This window comes from Streptomyces sp. TRM49041, assembly GCF_008271805.1.
Classification (GTDB): Bacteria; Actinomycetota; Actinomycetes; order Streptomycetales; family Streptomycetaceae; genus Streptomyces.
The window spans coordinates 127,419-145,715 of record NZ_VSRY01000147.1; the positions used below are offsets into that span (position 1 = coordinate 127,419).

Sequence of the window (18,297 nt, forward strand, 5' to 3'; positions counted from 1 at the left end):
TCATTCCTTTTCCGTGCGGGGCGGTGCGCCCACGGGTTCGGCGTCGGCAACTGCGGGGTCCGCGGTGGTGTCCGTCGCGGAGGGTTCGGACGCTGCCTGGGAATCCGGCTCCGCGTCCGGCGCGGATCCGGTCTCGGGCGTCGGGTCGAGGGCGGCTGCGGGGCGGGGCGGGCGACGGGTGACAGCGGCCCGAACCCGGCCCGGCAGACCGGCCAGGCCCGTGGGGGCCACGTACATCACGGCGATGATCAGCAGGCCGAACACCACACCGGGTGCCGCCTCGCTGACGTCCTGGGAGACGCTCGGCACGTACATCACGAACGCCGCGCCCAGCAGCGGTCCGTACAGCGAGCCGAGCCCTCCGACCACCAGGCCGGCCAGCAGCGTGATCGACAGCACGAAGCTGAAGGAGTCGGGCGAGACGAAGCCGATCACCCAGGTGTACAGACATCCGGCGACACCCGCGAACATCGCGCTCCACGCGAAGGCGAGGGTCTTGTGCAGCGACAGCCGCACACCCATGACCTCGGCGGCGCTCTCGTTGTCCCGCACGGCGAGCAGGGCCCGGCCGACGCGAGAGCGCAACAGGTTGCGGGCGAGCAGCAGGGCCGTCGCGGTGACGGCGAGGACGGCGAAGTACAGCCACTGGTCCTCGGCCAGCCCGCTCCACACGGGCGGCTGCAGCTTGTCCACGGTCAGGCCCATGGAGCCGCCCGTCACCGGTTCGAGCCGTTTGAGCAGGGGCGGCAGGAACACCGCGAACGCGAGGGTGACCAGGGCCAGGTACAGGCCGCGCAGCCGCAGCGCCGGTACTCCGAACCCCAGTCCCAGCAGGAAGCCCGCGGCGGCCGCGACCGGCAGCGTGGCCAGGTGGCCGGTGTCGTAGCGGTCGAGCATGACCGCCGCCGTGTAGGCCCCTGCCGCGAAGAACGCACCGTGGCCGAGGGAGATCTGCCCGCCGAAGCCGACCAGTAGGTTGAGTCCCGCCAGCGCCACGGCGTACAGGAGAACCATGGTGAGCTGGAAGACCTGGAAGGGGGCGAAGTAGAACGGGGCGCCGACGGCGACGCCCGCGGCGAGCAGCGCGGTGAGCGCGGCCCGCAGGCGCCGGGCGCGGTCGGTGCGGAGTGTCGCGGTGATCGTGCTCATGCGCGCTCCACCGCCGCCCGTCCGAACAGGCCCTGGGGCCGTACCAGCAGCACCGCCAGGATGATCACCAGCGGGACGCCCACCTTGAGATCGGCGCCTATGACGTCCACGTACGCCCCGGTCAGCGTCTCGGCGACGCCCACGAACAGGCCACCGACGACCGCGCCGACCGGGCTGTCGAAGCCTCCGAGGGTGGCCGCGGCGAACGCGTAGATCAGTACACCGCCCATCATGTTGGGCTCCAGGAACAGCAGCGGGGCGACGAGCACGCCCGACACCGCGCCGACTGTCGCGGCCAGCCCCCAGCCGAGCATCAGCACCCGGCCGACCCTGATGCCCGACAGCCGGGCGGAGGCGGGGTTGGACGCGACTGCCCGCATCACCAGGCCGATGGACGTGTGCTGGAACAGCACATACAGCAGGCCCATCACGACGGCCACCACCCCGATGATCCCGAGGCTCGACCAGTCCACGCGCACCCCGGCCAGGTCGATCCCGCCGTCGGGGAACGGCTGCGGGAAGTCCTTCACCGTGAACGACCAGATCAGACCGGCCAGCGCGTTGACGAAGATGAACAGGCCGACCGTGACGATGACCATCGTCAGTTCGGGCGCCTTCTGCACGGGGCGGATGACGATCCGTTCGATCAGCATGCCTCCGGCGAAGGACACCGCCAGGGTGACCGGCAGCGCGAGCCAGAACGACATCCCGGACGCCACGAGCTGCCACGCCACGTACGTGGAGATCATGGCGAGCTCACCCTGCGCGAAGTTGACGATCCCGGTGAACCGGTGGATCAGCACCAGGGCCAGCGCCAGGCTGGCATAGACCGCGCCGGAGCCGACCCCTTCCACCACTTGCTGGAGCAGTTCGGTCACGGCGCTCACCCGCCCTCTCCTGAGCCGACGGCGATCCCGAGGTAGACCTCGGCGACCTGCCCGTCCTCGCGGATCTGCCGGGCCGGCCCGGACAGCACCAGGCGGCCGGCCTCCAGTACGTGCGCCCGGTGCGCGATGTCCAGCGCGAGTTGGGCGTTCTGCTCTACGACGACCACGGTGGTGCGTTCCTCCTCGTTGACGGCACGGACGATTCCGAACAGTTCGCGGGTGACCAGCGGGGCGAGCCCCAGGGACGGCTCGTCCAGGAGCAGCAGCGAGGGCCGCAGCATCAGCGCCCTGCCGATGGCGAGCATCTGCTGTTCGCCGCCGCTGAGGCTGCCGGCGGCCTGGCGGGACCGCTGGCGCAGCCTGGGGAAGTAGCCGTAGATCCGCTCCAGGTCGGCCGCCACGGCCGCGCGCTCGGCACGGGCCCGCAGGAGCAGACCGGTGCGCAGGTGGGCGCCGATGCGCAGGTTCTCCTCGACGGTCAGGTCGTTGAAGGTGCCCCGGCCCTCGGGTACGTGCGCCACACCGAGACGGGCGGTCTGCTCGGGCGAGCGGCCCAGCAGCTCCGTACCGTTCAGGGTGATCGAGCCACGGCCGCGGACCACGCCGCACAGCGCCCGCAGAGTGGTTGTCTTGCCCGCGCCGTTGGGGCCGAGGATCGCGCACACCTCGCCGCGGGCGACGCAGAAGTCGAGCCCCTGGAGTACCCGGGCCTGGCCGTATCCGGCATGCAGGCCGGCGACCTTCAGGAAGTCCGGCTCCGCATTCGGCTGCCCGGCCTCGGTGCTGTCGATGGCGGGTTCCGTCATGCCGCCACCCCCAGATACGCCTCGACGACCGCCGGGTCGCGCTGGATCTCCTCCGGCGAGCCTTCGGCGATCTTGCGCCCGAAGTCGAGACACACGACCTTGTCGCAGAGGCCCATCACGAACCCCATGTGGTGTTCGACCACCACGAGCGTCAGGTCGAAGTCCTCGCGCACCGACCGGACCAGATCCGCGAATTGGCCGACCTCGCCGTGGCTGAGCCCGTTGACGGGTTCGTCGAGCAGCAGCAGCCGGGGCCGTACCGCGAGCGCCCGGGCGAGTTCGACGCGTTTGAGCGTGCCGAACGGCAGACCGGAGGCGGGGTGGTCGGCGACGTCCGCCAGGCCGAGCCGCCGTAGCAAGTCGTCCGCCTGGCCACGCAGTTCCCTCTCCTCTCGCCGGACACGGGGCAGCCGGAGCGCCGCGGCGAGGTGTCCGGTGCGCCCCCGATTGTGGGCGCCGACCATGACGTTCTCCCGGACTGTGAGCCGCGGGAACAGGCCCAGGTTCTGGAAGGTGCGGGCGATGCCACGCCCGGCCACGGAGTGCGGCGGGAGGGCGAGCAGGTCCTCACCGTCGAACCGCACCGTTCCCGCATCGGGGGTACAGCGCCTGGTGAGGCAGTTGAACAAGGTGGTCTTGCCGGCTCCATTCGGTCCGATGAGCCCCACGGCGGTGCCCGGCTCGACGGTGAACGCGACACCGTCCAGTGCCGTGATCCCGCCGAAGCGCACGCTGATACCGTCGACCGCGAGCATGAGTGACGCCCCTTCCGAGGTGCTGGGGGGTGAGCGAGCGCCACAGTAGGTGGGCGCGTTCCGGGCGCACATTGGGTGTGAGCACCCAACTTCGCGGCCACCGACTTGTGCGCCACGCCCAGCTCCCCCGGTATGTCGCCCGCCGAGCCTGTTGACGGGACACGAGGAGTGCAGCGACGATCGACGCCATGCCACGCGGACCCGCACTCGGCGCCCCCGCACTCACCGCCCCGCTCAGCCGGGAGCGGCACCGCATCCTGCTCGCGGTCCAGGACCGGCTGGAGGAGGTGGCGCAGGCCGCCGTCGCGGTGATGCGCACAGAGATCCCGTCATACGCGCTGCAGGACGAGCGGTTCTTCGACGACGTACGGGAGCAGGTGCTCGAGCACTACCGGATGCAGCTGGCGGCGCTGGCCGGGGACCGCGACATCGCGCCGGAGGACCTGCTCTTCAGCCGCGCGGCAGCCATGCGCAGAGCACGCGCGGGATTCGCCCTCGAGGACTGGATCAGTGCCTTCCGGGTCGGCCGACAGGTGCTGTGGGACGCGCTGCTGGACTGCGCGGGCGCGTCCGCCGAGGCGCAGCAGGCCGCGCTGTCCCTCGTCACACCACTGATGCGCTACGTGGACTACGCCAGCACCCATGCCGCACAGGCCTATGTCGAGTACAAACAGCACGTGGTCGCCGACGCGGACCGGGAACGCCGGGATCTCCTGGACCAGCTCCTGGCCGGAGCGGCACCGACGCGCGGTCCGCTGCTCGCCGCGGCGCAGGCATACGGCATCGGACCGCACTCGCCGATGATGGCGGTCGTGGCGGTGTGCGTCGACGACACTCGCACCGGCGACCTCACCTCCGCCGAGCACGGCTACGCGACCAGCGCGTCCATCAGCGTCGCCGGGCCCTGGGCCGGCCGGACCCTGGTCGTCGTGCGCCACGGCGAGGTGGTGGCCGTGCCCGTGGTCCGCACCGGCATGGACGCGGAGGACATCTGTGCCCACTTCGAGGCCGTCCAGCGGCGGCTCGCGCGGGCGGGAACCATGCTCGCCATGGGCATCAGCACAGTCGCCGAGGGTGCCGGCGAACTGCCGCGCGCCTACCAGGAGGCACGGGCCGCTCTCGACCTCGTGCCGAGCGGGGGCGGGGTGGCGGCACTGCCGCGCCTGTCCCCCTTCGACTACATGGCGCTGCGCGCCGACGATCTCGCCCGCCAGCTGGTCGATCCCCGTGTGCGTGCGCTGCTGGAGGAGGACCGCAGACGTGGCGACACGCTGGCGATCACCATCCGGGCCTTCGCGGAGGCCGACCTCAACCTGCGGCTGACCGCCGACCGGCTGCGGATACACCACAACACGGCGCACTACCGGTTGCGCCGGATCGAGGAGCGCACCGGGCGCAATCCGCGCCGGATCGCCGACCTCCTGGAACTTCTGGTCGCCCTCGCCATCCGCGACGGGGCCGGGGAAGGTGAGGGTCGCCAGTGAGCGGCATCGTGGAGTCTGCCGGGACCGAGGCGGCACATCGGCCGGCGGACGAGCGGGAGGGCATGGGCCTGCCGGGGGCACCCACCGGGCGGAACCGAACCGTCCGGAGTGCGCTGCTGGACGCCGCGCTGGAGGTGTTCGCCGAGCGCGGGTACACCGACGCCGGCCTCACCGAGATCGCGGCGCGCTCCGGCATCCCGGTGGGCAGCCTCTTCCAGCACTACGGCGGAAAGCGAGGGCTCTACCTCGCCCTTTGGGAGGAGTTCCGGGAGGAACAGGAGCGCCGCACCGCGGCCACGCTCAGCGCCGAGCGCGGCCGCGGCGTGGACGACCCCATCGCCCTCTTCGTGGCGGGAGCCAGGGCATACCTGGAGGGCGCCTGGGACAACCGGCGGCTGGGCAGGATCCTCGCGGATGATGACGGCCCCGCGGGCTTCGACGCGCTGCGCCGCCAGTGGGACCGCGCGTGGGTACGGCGCAACGCCCGGCTCCTGGAGGTGGACGAGAAGCGTCGTGCCGGCAGGGTTCGGGTGAGAGTGCTCACCACTGTGATCAGCGGGGCGGCGCGCGAGCTGGCCGACTGCGGGGACGAGACGGAGGCCATGGAAATCGTGGACGAGGTGTGCGGCATCCTGATCCATCTGACGGCACCGCCTGACTGAAACGCGCGGCGCATGGCTCGGTGGGGCCTCACGAGGGTGTGCGCGCCGTTGCTGCGGCGCTCAAGGAGTGGACGGAACCACGCTGCACGCCCGGGCTGCCGCGCCCCACGGAGGAGGAGCCCGGGGAGTCCGGACCGGCGAACCGCCGCATGCCTGCGAAGTGACATGCAGCGGTTGGCACCCCGGCCGCGATCAGGTTGTCTCCTCGGGGTGGAGGCGCCCCAGTAGCTCGTAGAGACTGCGGCGACCCTCCTCGTCCAGACGCGCAAAGGCTGCCGAGGTGGCCCGCATATCGGCGCGGATGAGGCGGACCGCCTCCCGTCCCTCTTCGGTGGCGACCACGTTCTTGATCCGCCGGTCGGCGGCGTCGGCGTGTCTGGAGACCAGTCCACGCGCCTCCAGCCGGTCGACGATTCCGGTGATGTTGGAGGCGTCGCAGGCGAGCCGCCCTGCGAGGGCGCGCATGGGCAGCGGTTGCCGAAGCAGGATGAGCATCTTGGCCTGCGTCATGGTGAGCCCATGCATTGCGGCCGCCGCTGTCAGATCCCGGTAGTAACCGGCAGCAGCGCGTGCCAAGCGCTCCATGAGTGCGTCGTGGGCAGGGTCGCTGTCCTGCGCGGCGGAGCCGTCGGCGGGCGGGGCGGGAGTGTGGGCCATGCCTCAAGTCTAGGCGAAGCTCAACGTTTGACTTCCTCAACCATTTAGGTCTACCGTCTCCATCATTGCTTGGCTGCATCAAGCATCTAATCGTCGACCAGTCCCCCGTCGTGTTCCCGCCACAACACCCCGCCCCGCACCGGAGAAAGCACCCGTGTCACATCCCCTGGCTCCGCCGCATGGCCGACACCGAGCCGAAACCGCAGTCGTCCTTGCCCTGAGCCTCGCCGCGATGATCGTGTCGATGATGCAGACACTGGTGGTGCCGATCCTCGGCCTGATCCAGAGCAGCCTCGGCGCCAGCTCCGCCGAGGTCAGCTGGGTCACCACCGCGACCCTGCTCTCGGCAGCCGTCTTCACCCCGCTGCTCGGCCGCTTCGGCGACCAGCACGGCAAGAAACCGACCCTCATCGGCGTGCTGGCGCTGATGATCGTCGGCTCCGTCCTGGCCGCCACGACCGACTCGCTGCTCTGGCTGATCGTCGGCCGTGTGTTGCAGGGCGCCGCCACCGCGATCTTTCCGCTCGCTCTGTCGGTGCTCCGCGAGGAGGTCCCTGCCCGCCGTCTGCCGGGAGCGATGGCGCTGGTCAGCGGCACCCTGGCGTTCGGCAGCGGTTTCGCACTGGTCACCACCGGCCTGCTGACCCGCGGCGAGAACGCCGACTACCACCGGGTCTTCTGGCTGGCCACCGGCCTCGCGGTGGTCACCCTGCTCGCCGTCGTCCTCTTCGTTCCGGCGAGCCGCAGTAAGACCGGCGGACGCACCGACATACTCGGCGCCCTCACCCTCGGCCTCTTCCTGGTTCTCCTGCTGCTGCCGATCTCCCAGGGTCACGAGTGGGGCTGGACATCCGCCCGTACGCTGGGCAGCTTCAGCGGAGCGGTCCTCATGGCAGGCGTCTGGAGCTTCACCGAGAGCCGCGTCCGCGAACCCATGGTCGACATGAGGATGTTCCTCCACCGCCCGGTGCTCCTCAGCAATCTCGCGGGCCTCTTCGTGGGATTCGGGATGTTCGCCCAATTCCTCGGTGTCTCCTTCCTGGCGCAGGTACCGAGGGACGTCGCAGGCTACGGCTTCGGCGCCTCCGTTCTCCGCGCCTCCGTCGAATACCTGCTGCCCAGCACGATCGCGTCCCTCGTCGCCTCCCAGTTCGGTGGCCTGCTGATCCGCAGGTTCGGACCACGCCTCACCCTCGCCCTCGGTGCGACGACGGGCATCGTCGGCTTCGCGTGGCTGGCCGCCGCACACTCCTCGACCCCCTCGGTCATCGGCGCCGGCATGGCTGTCGGAACAGCCATCAGCCTCGGGTACGCCGCGATGCCCGCCCTCATCGTCGCGGGGGTGCCACCCCACCAGACCGGCATCGCCAACGGCATCAATTCCATCTCCCGGTCCGTCGGCAGCTCGATCGGCAGCGCGCTGATCACCTCACTGCTCGCCTCCCGAACCATCGAGAACCTTCCGGCCGGAGTGCCCCCGCTGCCCGCCGAGAGCCAGTTCACCCTGAGCTTCACCCTTGCCGGTGTCGCCTTCGCCTTCGTCCTGGCCCTCTCGCTGGTCGGCCTCAAGCGGGGACAACAGGCACCCCGTACGGAACGCCTGTCCGTCACGGAGCCGGTCGCTGCCACTACCGCTGCCTGACGAGCCCCACCGCGATCTGCACCACCGCACCACCGCACCACCGCACCACCGCACCACCGCACCACCGCACCACCGCACCACTGCACCAAGGAGTTGCCACCATGAAAGCCATCACCTACCGCACCTACGGCGGCCCGGAGGTCCTGGAGTACGGCGATGTGCCGAACCCGAAGCTCGGCGTGGACACCGTGCTGGTCCGCGTGAAGGCCGCCTCCGTCAACCCGGTCGACTGGAAGATCCAGGCGGGGCACCTGGACGCCGTGATGGACGCCGTCTTCCCCGTCATCCCCGGCTGGGACATGGCGGGCGTCGTCGAGCAGACCGGCGCCGGGGTCACCGAGTTCGCTCCAGGAGACGAGGTGATCGGCTACGTCCGTGAGGACTTCGTGTCCCGCGGGACCTTCGCCGAGTACGTCGCCGCCCCGATCCGTACGCTCGCCCGCAAGCCCGCCGGCCTCTCCATCGAGGAAGCTGCCGGCCTTCCGCTGGCCGGCCTCACCGCATACCAGGCACTGACACGATCCCTGCGGGTGCGGGCCGGCGACACCGTGCTGGTGCACGCCGCGGCGGGTGGCGTCGGCTCCCTGGCCGTACAGATCGCAAGGTCGCTCGGCGCCCGGGTCATCGGCACCGCCGGCGAGTACAACCACGCCTACCTGCGAGGTCTGGGAGCGGAGCCGGTCGCCTACGGCGAGGGTCTCACCGACCGGGTCCACGCCCTCGCGCCGCAGGGCGTGGACGCCGTCCTCGACCTCGTCGGCGGGGACGCCCTGAAGGTCTCGCCAGGGCTGCTTGCCGAGGGCGGCCGCCTGGCCTCGGCTGTGGACGGCGCCGTGCTCGGCCTCGGTGGCGGGTACGTCTTCGTGCGACCCGACGCCCGGGACCTGGAGGCTCTCACCGAACTCGCCGAGCGCGGAGAGCTGCGGGTGGACGTGGCCGCCGTGTTCCCCCTCGAACAGGCCGCCGACGCCCAGCGCCTCAACCGCGAGGGCCACACCCGAGGCAAGATCATCATCGCCGTCGCCTGAGCCACCGCTCGCCGCCGCACCGCCACCGGCACCGGCACCGGCACCGGCACCCCGCCGGACACCCCCCACCACCGCACGACCCACGCGCACTTTGAAGGAGACAGTTGTGACCGCAGTTCTGTTCGTCGTCACCGGCGCCGACCACTGGACGCTCGCCGACGGCACCCTGCACCCCACCGGCTACTGGGCCGAGGAACTCGCCACACCCCACCGGCTGTTCCGCGAGGCCGGGTTCGATGTCACCATCGCCACACCCGGCGGCGTGGCTCCGACCGTCGACGCCGTCAGCCTCGCTGCCGCGGCCACCGGCGGCGAGGAGCAGGCCGATGCCATCGCCGCGTACCTGGCTTCCATCCGCGCCGACCTGGAGAACCCTGTCAAGCTCGAAGAGGTCGACCTCGACGCGTACGCCGCCGTCCTCTACCCCGGTGGCCACGGCCCCATGGAGGACCTCGCCGTGGACGCCGCCTCCGGCCGCCTGCTCACCACGGCGCTGGACTCCGGCAAGCCGCTCGCGGTGCTGTGCCACGCCCCAGCGGCCCTGCTCGCCGCCCGGCGCGAGGACGGGAGCTGGCCGTTCGCCGGTTACCGCATGACCGGCTTCACCAACACCGAGGAGAGCGCGGCCGGCTTCGCCGACAAGGCCGAGTGGCTGCTCCAGGACCGTCTGGTGGAACTGGGGGCCGACTTCCAGGCCGCGGCGCCGTTCAGCGAGCACGTCGTGGCGGACCGCAATCTGCTCACCGGTCAGAACCCCGCCTCCTCGGCGCAGCTCGCCCGGAACCTCATCGACACCCTGAACCGCGGCTGATCCCCCTGCCGACGCCGACGCCCGGGCTGCCCCGCGGCGTGACGACAAACCCCCGTCCCCGTACCGCACCTGTGAGGGAACCATGAACAACCCCGCGCCCGCGCAGCCCGCCGAGCTCGTCGCCCGGCTGCGCGCCACCTTCCGCGCCGGCAAGACCAAGCCCGTGGCCTGGCGCACCGAGCAGCTGCACCGGATGCGTACCCTGCTCACCGAGCAGGGGGAGACATTCGCCGCGGCGCTCCGCGCCGACTTGGGAAAGAGCTCCACCGAGGCTTACCGCACGGAGATCGACTTCGTCATACGCGAGATCGACCACACCCTGGAGCATCTCGACGGGTGGCTGCGGCCCGAACAGGCCCCCGTCCCCGCGTTCATCGGGGAGGCGAGTGCCTGGACGCAGTACGACCCCCTGGGCGTCGTACTGGTCATCGCCCCGTGGAACTACCCGGCGCAGCTGCTGCTGGCCCCGGTGGCCGGTGCCCTGGCGGCGGGCAACGCGGTGGTCGCCAAGCCCAGCGAACTGGCCCCGGCCACCTCCGCCGCCCTCGCCCGCCTCGTACCGCAGTATCTCGACACCGACGCGGTCGCGGTGGTCGAAGGCGGGGTCCCGGAGACCACCGCCCTGCTCGAGCAGCGCTTCGACCACATCCTCTATACCGGCAACGGCACGGTCGGCCGCGTCGTGATGGCCGCGGCCGCCCGGCACCTCACGCCCGTCACTCTCGAACTGGGCGGCAAGTCCCCGGTGTTCGTGGACCGCGGCACGGACCTGGACACCGCAGCCGCCCGCCTCGCGGCCGGGAAGTTCCTCAACGCCGGGCAGACCTGCGTCGCGCCCGACTACGTCCTCACCGACCCCGAGACCGCACGCGCTCTGGAAGCCGCCCTGGCCAAGGCGGTCGAGGGGCTGTACGGGACCGACCCCGCCGCTTCTCCGGAGTACGGCCGTATCGTCAACGAACGCCACTTCGACCGGCTGACCGCTCTCCTCGACGCCGGCCGTCAGGTCACCGGCGGCGCGCACGACCGCGAGACGAAGTACATCGCGCCGACCGTCCTGGCCCAGGTGTCACCGGACGCGCCTGTCATGCAGGAGGAGATCTTCGGCCCCATCCTCCCGATCGTCGAGGTGGCCGGGCTCGACGAGGCCATCGACTTCATCAACGACCGCGACAAGCCGCTGGCCCTGTATGCGTTCACCGACTCCGACGCCACCCGGGAGCGGCTCGCCGCCGAAACCTCCTCCGGCGGCCTCGGGTTCGGCCTGCCGCTGGCCCATCTCACCATCTCCGACCTGCCGTTCGGCGGCGTCGGGGAAAGCGGCATGGGCAGCTACCACGGCCGCTACTCCATCGAGACCTTCAGCCACCGCAAAGCCGTCCTCGCCACGCCTCTCAGCTGATCCACCCCAGCGGCCCCGGTGACGACGGCGGTGCGACCGGTGAGATCGAGTCCTGCCATCTCAGCTCACCGCCGCCGTCGCCGCGTCGCGGTACTGCCGCAGTTCCTGCTTGGCGATGGCCCGCTTGTGCACCTCGTCGGGACCGTCAGCCAGCCGCAACGTCCGCAGATGCGCGTACATCATCGCCAAGGGGAAGTCGTCGGTCACGCCCGCTCCCCCATGCACCTGAATCGCGCGGTCGACGATCTTCAACGCGATGTTCGGGGCGGCCACCTTGATGGCCGCGATCTCGGTGCGCGCTTCCTTGTTGCCGACCGTGTCCATGAGATACGCGGCCTTGAGCGTGAGCAGGCGGATCATCTCGATGTCGATGCGCGCTTCCGCGATCCAGTCCTGGATGTTGGACCGTTCGGCGACCGGACTGCCGAAAGTCACCCGTGACTGTGCGCGCCGACACATCAGTTCCAGCGCCCGCTCGGCCGCGCCGATGGCCCGCATGCAATGGTGGATACGACCGGGACCGAGCCGGGCCTGGCTGATCGCGAAACCCTCACCCTCGCCCTTGAGCACGTCCTTGGCCGGCACCCGGACATTCTCGAAGATGATCTCCGCATGGCCCTCGCGATCCGCGTACCCGAACACCGGGAGGTTCCGGACCACGGTGACCCCGGGGGCCTCGATCGGTACGACCATCATCGACTGCTGGCGATGTGGGACCGCCGTGGGGTCGGTCTTGCCCATGACGATGAGCACCTTGCAGTTCTTGTGCATCGCGTTCGAGGCGAACCACTTGCGGCCGTTGAGCACGTACTCGTCGCCGTCGCGCTCCATCCGCAGCTCGATGTTGGTGGCGTCGGAACTGGCGACACGCGGCTCGGTCATCGCGAACGCCGAGGCCATCGTCCCGTCGAGCAGGGGCTTGAGGTACTTCTCCTTGTGCTCGTCGCTGCCGAACAGCGTGAGCACCTCCATGTTTCCGGTGTCGGGAGCGTTGCAGTTGCACGCCTCGGAGGCGATGTGACTGCGGCCCATGATCTCCGCCAGCGGCGCGTACTCGAGGTTCGTCAGACCGGGGCCCCACTCCGGGTGCGGGTGGAACAGGTTCCACAGTCCGCGCCTCCGCGCCTCCGCCTTGAGCTCCTCGAGGATCGGCGGGTGGAAGTGCGGGTCGCCCGACGCGCGCATCTGCTCGTGGTACACCGCCTCGGCGGGATAGATGTGCGCACCCATGAACTCGAGCAGATCCGCCCGGTACTTCTTGGCGCGGTCCGACATCTCAAACAGGGACATCCGAACTCCTGACGGGTAGGGAGGGAAAGTCGGGTGGGCGCTTGTCCAGGTGACTGGCCACGCCTTCGACGACGTCGGACCCGCGGAAGGCCTGGAGCATGAGGCCCTCGGCCCGGGTCACGGAATCGGCGTAGGTGCCGTCCGCGTCGTTGCTCAGTTGGCTCTTGATGGTGGCCATCGATAGCGGGGAGCAGTGCCTCGCCAGATCGGCGGCATACGTGACAGCGGCATCCACCACGCTGCCGGTGGGGACCAGGTGGTCGAGGAGTCCGATGCGGAAGGCCTCCTCGGCATCCACCATGCGACTCGACAGCAACAGGTCCGTTGCCCGGCTGTGCCCCACCAGCCGGGGCAACAGCCACGAGATCCCGTACTCCGCGATCAGCCCGCGTTGCGCGAATGCCGTGGTGAACCGGGCCGAGGGTGAGCCGAAGCGAATGTCGCAGTAGAGCGCCTCCACCATGCCCAGGCCGGCGGCCACCCCGTTGATCGCTCCGATCAGCGGTTTGCGCAGGGACAGCGGCATGTCCCGCGGACGGCGCCGTGCCCTGTCCGCCTCGGAGGCCTTGCCGATTGCCTGCAGCCGTCGCAGGTCGGCTCCGGCGCAGAATCCGCGTCCCGCGCCGGTGACCACGACGGCACGTATGTCCGGGTCGTCTTCGGCGGTGTCGAGCAGCGCGAAATAGCGGTCCTCGAGCTCGTCGGTCCAGGCATTCAGCTTGGCGGGCCGGTTGAACGTGAGCACCAGCACCGGCCCTCGGTGTTCGGCGAGGACGAGTTCGCCCGGCGCGCCGGTCATGCCTGGGCCAGCAGGGAGCTCTGGTAGCGGCGCATTCCGCGCAGCCACCGGTCGTAGTCCGAGCCCTTGTGCCGGTACATCTCGAGAACGTCTTCATGCGGGAGGATCAGGAAGCGCTCGTCCTCGATCGCGGCGAGGACGGCGTCGGCGACTTCGGTCGGCTCCAGGACGTCGCCTGCGGACGTGACGGCCCGCGTCGCCGCTCTCCCCAGCGCGTCCCCGGAGTCCTCCCCGGAGGTCAGCATCCTGGTGTTGACCCCCATCGGACACAGACAGCTGACCTGGATCCCGCGATCGCCGTAGGTGACGCTCAGCCATTCGGCGAAGGCGACGGCCGCGTGCTTGGTGACGGCGTACGTTGCGGAGCCGATCTGGGTGAGCAGCCCGGCTGCCGAGGCGGTGCTGACGAAGTAGCCTTCCCCGCGTTCGAGCCATCGCGGTACCAGCAGCGTCGCCGCACGGATGTGAGCTCGCAGGTTCACGACGATCGAGAGGTCCCAGTCCTGTTCGCTCGCGTCGAGGCCAGGTGCCCCGGGGACGCCCGCGTTCGCGAAGTAGAGGTCGACCGGGCCGAACGTGCTCTCGGCCAGGTCGATCAGCTCCTGGATCCGGTCCGTGTCCGACGCGTCAGCGCCGGCGTTGACGGTGCTTCCCGGATGGTCGGCGTTGACCGTCTCCGACACCGCCCGCGCGACCTCCGGGTCGAGGTCTGCGACCACGACCCGGGCACCCTCGCGAGCGAGCCGTGCGACCAGCGCGCTGCCGATGCCGCCACCCCCACCGGTGACGATGGCGACTCTTTGTGCAATGTTCACAGCGGACCCCTCCGTACCGGGACGGTCTTCCCTCACTCTGTATAATTGAATCTGGCGTCAACTTCAATAGCTGGCCCGCCGCAGCCCTTGGTTGTCACGTCCATGAGGCAGACGAGAAAAGGAAAAGACACCCGGCGGTACCGGGTGTCATGGAGGCAGGCGGTTCAGCGGTGGCCGGGGAACCGCAGGGCGTTCGCCCAGAGCCGGGTCACCGTGGACACGAGATCCTCGAAGTCCACCGGCGTACCTTCTTCTTCCTGCCCTTCACCGAGCACGAAGGCGTTGTAGGCCATGACGCTGACCATCCCCGACAGTGCACGGGACGCCATCACCGGATCGACTTCACGGTCTGCGACACCCCGCGCCTGCAGTTCGGCGATGCCTCGGGCGTTCCGGCGGATGAACGCCTCCCCGCGCCGCCTCCGGAACTCACGGAACTCCGGCTCCACCTGGGCGACCTGCTCAAGCAGCCCCATCAGCTTCGCGTTCCGCTGGTACGCCGCGAGATAGGCGCGATTGCTCGCCTCGAGCACCGAATAGGGATCGTCGGTGTCCTGCACCCGGCCCATGCCGGGGTGCATCATGTCCTCCTGCGCCTCCAGGAGGACGGCGGCGAGCACCTCTTCCTTGTTGGCGAAGTAGGTGTAGAAGGATCCCGCCGCGCATCGAGCCTCTTTGGTGATGTCGGTCAGGCGGGTGTCGAGGTAGCCGTCCCGTTCGAACACCTTCCGCGCGGCCTTCACCAAAGCGGCCCGCGTCCGCGCCCCGCGCTGCGTCGAGGGCGGCTCGCGAAGTTGCGAGAAGGGCGCCACGGGCGGCGCCTTCTCGCCGCCGATCTCCTCGGGCGCGGTGGTGTCCATCCCCGGCACTTTACTTGAATCCGACGCCATAGTCACAAACCCCAGGGGGCAGGCGGGGCCGGTCGATGTCCTGGTGGCGCAGGGCGATGTTGTCCGGAACGGCGGACGCGTGGCGGCACACCGGATCGAAGGCGCCGGCCATGAGCGGTGCCTTCCGGGGGTGTGAGCGGGTGTCGGTGCGGGCCCCGCCCTCGCCGCGCCCGATGCGTCGATCGGTCAGGTGCTGATACGGAAGCGTTCGGCGAGTTGGCGGCGGGTGTCGGCGGCACTGGTGTGCAGCACTCCCCCGATTCCGATCCGCGCTGCTCCGTCGAGGTTCTGCCGCAGATCGTCGACCATGACCGCCTCCTCGGGGCCGACGCCGAGGCGTTCACACGCGATCGCGTAGATCCGCCGGGAAGGCTTGCGGATCCCCACCTCGGAGGAGATGACGACGACATCGGCGACCGCGGCGAGGTCGACGCCGTCGTAAGTCCCGGTGCCGAACGAATTGGACACCAGCGCGACGGGACGACCGGCGGCTCGAAGCTCGCCGACCAGCGTGAGCATGTCCTGGTCGATCGACATGCCCGCTTGCATCCGGGCCGTGAGGCCCTCGGCCGGTACGTCGGCGCCGTGGGCGCGGAGACGCTCGGCGAAGCCTCGCTCGAAGGCTTCGGCGTCGATACGGCCGCACTCGTGGTCGGCGAGGAGGGTGCGTGAGGGCTGGTCCCTGGCGAGGAGGTCCAGCGGCAGGCGCGGGTCGCCGCCGAGCGAGGCGCCGAAGTCGGTGAAAGCCCGCAGCACACTGGAGGTGATGACCCCGCCGAAGTCCACCAGGACCGCGGTTCGGTCCTTCTCCCTTTCCGGGTCCATCAGGCGACCTCGAACAGTCCGGCGGCGCCCATGCCGCCGCCGACGCACATCGAGATCACCACGTACCGGACGCCTCGGCGCTTGCCCTCGATGAGGGCATGCCCCACCAGGCGGGCCCCGGTCATTCCGTACGGGTGGCCGACCGAGATCGCGCCCCCGTCGACGTTGAACCGCTCCGGGTCGATGTGCAGTTCGTCGCGGCAGTACAGCGCCTGCGAGGCGAATGCCTCGTTGAGTTCCCACAGGCCGATGTCGTCGATGGAGAGGTTGTGCTGCTTCAGCAGCTTCGGAATGGCGAACACCGGGCCGATGCCCATCTCCTCCGGCGCGCAACCGGCCACGGTCATACCCCGGTAGACGCCGAGCGGTTCCAGGCCGCGGCGCTCGGCCTCCTTCGACTCCATAAGCACCGACGCCGACGCCCCGTCCGACAACTGCGAGGAGTTGCCCGCCGTCACGCTGGAGTGCGCGCTCACCTGACCGTCGGGCAGCACCGGAGCCAACCCGGCCAGGCCCTCGATCGTCGTGGAGGGGCGGTTGCCCTCGTCCCGGGTCAGCGTGACCTCTTCGTCCCGCACCTCTCCGGACTGCTTGTCGAGGACCTTCTTGACGCTGGTGAGCGGGACGATCTCCCGGTCGAACCGGCCGGCCTCCTGGGCCGCCGCGGTGCGCTGCTGTGACACCAGGGCGAACTCGTCCTGCCGTTCCCGGCTCACGCCGTAGCGTTCGGCGACGATCTCCGCCGTCTGCAGCATCGGCAGGTAGATGCCCGGCTTGTGCTCGACGAGCCAGGGATCGGTCATGCGGTGGGTGTTCATGTGGTCGTTCTGCACCAGGGAGATCGACTCGACACCGCCGCCGACAGCGACCTGCATGCCGTCCGTGATGATCTGCTTGGCGGCCGTCGCAATGGCCATCAGGCCCGACGAGCACTGCCGGTCGATCGCCATCCCCGACACGGTGTCCGGCAGTCCGGCACGGAGAACGGCCTGGCGCGCGACGTTGAAACCGGCCGACCCCTGCTGCGCGGCACAGCCGAAGACGACGTCCTCGACCTCTCCTCCCTCGAGTCCGGCGCGCTGCACCGCGTGGGAGAGGGCATGGGCGGCGAGTTCCTGCGCCTGGGTGTCGTTGAACGCCCCGCGGTAGGCCTTTCCGATCGGCGTCCGCGCCGTCGAAACGATGACTGCTTCCCTCATGTCGCCTCACTGCTTCCTGTCGGTCCGGTTCGCCCGGGAGCTTCGGAGCCGGCATTCCGAGCTCCGTGAGCCGGGCTCGATGCCGGGAGGTGGTGCCGAACGTCAACTGAGGTGCTGTGACTGCTCATTGACCGCTCGCTCCGCTGACCGATGACATGAGCCATGCAGGGGTGACGGGAGCCGACCTCCGGCTCCGTTATAGTTGAATTCGGCGTCATGTTCAATCAGGGCAGGCCCGCCCTCAGGGCTTGACAGGCCGCCCCCTCGCCTGAAAGCTACCGACCAGTCGGTATGAAGGGGTGGGCCGTGACCGAGCTGAGCATCTCCACCGGCGCGGGTGTGTTCGACGCCACCGCGGCGGGCCCGCCCGAGGGCCGCCCGGTTCTGCTGCTGCACGGCTTCCCGCAGACGGGGCTGGTGTGGCAACGGCAGATCGAGGCGTTGGCCGCGCACGGCTACCGGGTCGTGGCACCCGACCAGCGTGGGTACTCCCCCGGCGCCCGCCCCCGGCGGCCCGAGGACTATCGCATCAGCCATCTCGTCGACGACGTGGTCGCGATCAGCGAGGGACTGGGCTGGGCGGCGTTCGACCTGGTGGGCCATGACTGGGGAGGCGCGGTGGCCTGGTGGACCGCACACGCGCACCCCGGCCGCGTACGCACCCTGACGGTTGTCTCGACTCCGCACCCCGGCGCTCTGGCCACCACCCTGCGCACCGACCAGGATCAGCGCAAGCGCTCCCACTACATGATCGACTGGCGCGAAGCACCCGCGACCGAGGAGCGCATGCTCGCCCATGATGCCCAAGAGCTTCGCGAGTTCTACGCCGGAAAGGTCCCACAAGACAGTGCCGACGCCTATGTGTCACACCTGTCTCAGCCGGGCGCTCTCACCGCGGCGCTGAACTGGTACCGAGCCGGCCGCCCCGACGGCGCGATCGGCGTCATCGACGTGCCCACGCTGTACGTCTGGAGCACCGGGGACAGCGCGTTCGGCCCGGCAGCAGCGCAGGAGACCGGGCGGTGGGTCAGCGGACCGTACCACTTCGAGCCCCTCCAGGGCGTCAGCCACTGGATCCCCGAGGAGGCGCCCGAAACGCTGAGCCGCCTGCTGCTCGAACACCTGCGAGCGCACGGCGAGTACTGACAACCGCGGCGAACAACCCGTTCGTCGACTCTCCGAATCCGAAGAGGTGA

18 protein-coding genes are annotated in these 18,297 nt (G+C 70.1%); 7 read left to right on the plus strand and 11 right to left on the minus strand.

All coding sequences use genetic code 11. The annotated features are described in order from the left end of the window. Genes FVS66_RS21540 through FVS66_RS21555 form a run of 4 tightly spaced genes read right to left on the minus strand, consistent with a single transcriptional unit; the run spans position 1 to position 3,597 of the window. Complete coding sequence (locus FVS66_RS21540; RefSeq protein ID WP_149182825.1) at positions 1 to 1,149, minus strand: branched-chain amino acid ABC transporter permease; 1,149 nt, start codon at positions 1,147 to 1,149, stop codon at positions 1 to 3. Further along, positions 1,146 to 2,036, minus strand: coding sequence for a branched-chain amino acid ABC transporter permease (locus tag FVS66_RS21545; RefSeq protein ID WP_262387128.1), 891 nt, complete (start codon positions 2,034 to 2,036; stop codon positions 1,146 to 1,148). The genes FVS66_RS21540 and FVS66_RS21545 overlap by 4 nt, the downstream gene beginning before the upstream one ends. Next, positions 2,033 to 2,842, minus strand: a complete 810-nt coding sequence (locus FVS66_RS21550; RefSeq protein WP_149182826.1) for an ABC transporter ATP-binding protein — start codon at positions 2,840 to 2,842, stop codon at positions 2,033 to 2,035. Before FVS66_RS21550 ends, FVS66_RS21545 begins: the two co-directional genes overlap by 4 nt. Next, entirely contained in the window at positions 2,839 to 3,597 is a 759-nt protein-coding gene (locus FVS66_RS21555; RefSeq protein WP_187645641.1) for an ABC transporter ATP-binding protein, read from the minus strand. The genes FVS66_RS21550 and FVS66_RS21555 overlap by 4 nt, the downstream gene beginning before the upstream one ends. A gap of 188 nt (positions 3,598 to 3,785) precedes the next feature. Between FVS66_RS21555 and FVS66_RS21560 the strand changes: the two genes are divergently transcribed. Both FVS66_RS21560 and FVS66_RS21565 read left to right on the plus strand, forming a co-directional pair. Beyond that, positions 3,786 to 5,081, plus strand: a complete 1,296-nt coding sequence (locus FVS66_RS21560) for a CdaR family transcriptional regulator (RefSeq protein ID WP_149182828.1) — start codon at positions 3,786 to 3,788, stop codon at positions 5,079 to 5,081. Continuing rightward, positions 5,078 to 5,743, plus strand: a complete 666-nt coding sequence (locus FVS66_RS21565) for a TetR/AcrR family transcriptional regulator (RefSeq protein ID WP_222946968.1) — start codon at positions 5,078 to 5,080, stop codon at positions 5,741 to 5,743. Before FVS66_RS21560 ends, FVS66_RS21565 begins: the two co-directional genes overlap by 4 nt. A gap of 192 nt (positions 5,744 to 5,935) precedes the next feature. Here FVS66_RS21565 and FVS66_RS21570 read toward each other — a convergent pair whose 3' ends face one another. Continuing rightward, positions 5,936 to 6,400 carry a MarR family transcriptional regulator gene (locus FVS66_RS21570; protein WP_316248205.1) on the minus strand — a complete coding sequence of 155 codons (465 nt, stop codon included), beginning with the start codon at positions 6,398 to 6,400 and terminating at the stop codon, positions 5,936 to 5,938. A gap of 244 nt (positions 6,401 to 6,644) precedes the next feature. Here FVS66_RS21570 and FVS66_RS21575 point away from each other — a divergent pair, with 244 nt between their 5' ends. From FVS66_RS21575 to FVS66_RS21590, 4 genes are all read left to right on the plus strand, one after another. After that, positions 6,645 to 8,042: an MFS transporter gene (locus tag FVS66_RS21575; RefSeq protein ID WP_399225999.1), complete on the plus strand. Its 1,398-nt coding sequence runs from the start codon at positions 6,645 to 6,647 to the stop codon at positions 8,040 to 8,042. Positions 8,043 to 8,143: 101 nt separating this feature from the next. Continuing rightward, the gene (locus FVS66_RS21580) at positions 8,144 to 9,070 is read left to right on the plus strand and encodes an NADP-dependent oxidoreductase (protein ID WP_149182830.1); all 927 of its coding nucleotides are present in this window, start codon (positions 8,144 to 8,146) and stop codon (positions 9,068 to 9,070) included. Between the two features lie 106 nt (positions 9,071 to 9,176). Then, positions 9,177 to 9,881, plus strand: coding sequence for a type 1 glutamine amidotransferase domain-containing protein (locus FVS66_RS21585; protein ID WP_149182831.1), 705 nt, complete (start codon positions 9,177 to 9,179; stop codon positions 9,879 to 9,881). A gap of 82 nt (positions 9,882 to 9,963) precedes the next feature. Beyond that, positions 9,964 to 11,283, plus strand: a complete 1,320-nt coding sequence (locus tag FVS66_RS21590; protein WP_149182832.1) for an aldehyde dehydrogenase family protein — start codon at positions 9,964 to 9,966, stop codon at positions 11,281 to 11,283. 60 nt (positions 11,284 to 11,343) lie between these two features. On the opposite strand, the gene FVS66_RS21595 is transcribed toward FVS66_RS21590, so the two are convergent. From FVS66_RS21595 to FVS66_RS21620, 6 genes are all read right to left on the minus strand, one after another. Continuing rightward, positions 11,344 to 12,573, minus strand: a complete 1,230-nt coding sequence (locus FVS66_RS21595; RefSeq protein WP_149182833.1) for an acyl-CoA dehydrogenase family protein — start codon at positions 12,571 to 12,573, stop codon at positions 11,344 to 11,346. Then, positions 12,560 to 13,372 (minus strand): enoyl-CoA hydratase-related protein, encoded by an 813-nt coding sequence (locus tag FVS66_RS21600; RefSeq protein ID WP_149182834.1) that lies wholly within the window; start codon positions 13,370 to 13,372, stop codon positions 12,560 to 12,562. Before FVS66_RS21600 ends, FVS66_RS21595 begins: the two co-directional genes overlap by 14 nt. Beyond that, on the minus strand, positions 13,369 to 14,187 hold the full coding sequence (locus FVS66_RS21605; protein ID WP_149182835.1) for an SDR family oxidoreductase: 819 nt from the start codon (positions 14,185 to 14,187) through the stop codon (positions 13,369 to 13,371). Before FVS66_RS21605 ends, FVS66_RS21600 begins: the two co-directional genes overlap by 4 nt. 164 nt (positions 14,188 to 14,351) lie before the next feature. Continuing rightward, positions 14,352 to 15,047, minus strand: coding sequence for a TetR/AcrR family transcriptional regulator (locus tag FVS66_RS21610; protein WP_149182836.1), 696 nt, complete (start codon positions 15,045 to 15,047; stop codon positions 14,352 to 14,354). 216 nt (positions 15,048 to 15,263) lie between these two features. Continuing rightward, on the minus strand, positions 15,264 to 15,902 hold the full coding sequence (locus FVS66_RS21615; protein WP_149182837.1) for an HAD family phosphatase: 639 nt from the start codon (positions 15,900 to 15,902) through the stop codon (positions 15,264 to 15,266). Beyond that, a complete protein-coding gene (locus tag FVS66_RS21620; RefSeq protein WP_149182838.1) occupies positions 15,902 to 17,101 on the minus strand; it encodes an acetyl-CoA C-acyltransferase in 1,200 nt (399 codons plus the stop codon). The genes FVS66_RS21615 and FVS66_RS21620 overlap by 1 nt, the downstream gene beginning before the upstream one ends. Before the next feature lie 315 nt (positions 17,102 to 17,416). Here FVS66_RS21620 and FVS66_RS21625 point away from each other — a divergent pair, with 315 nt between their 5' ends. After that, the gene (locus FVS66_RS21625) at positions 17,417 to 18,247 is read left to right on the plus strand and encodes an alpha/beta hydrolase (protein WP_149183004.1); all 831 of its coding nucleotides are present in this window, start codon (positions 17,417 to 17,419) and stop codon (positions 18,245 to 18,247) included. Positions 18,248 to 18,297: the final 50 nt, after the last annotated feature.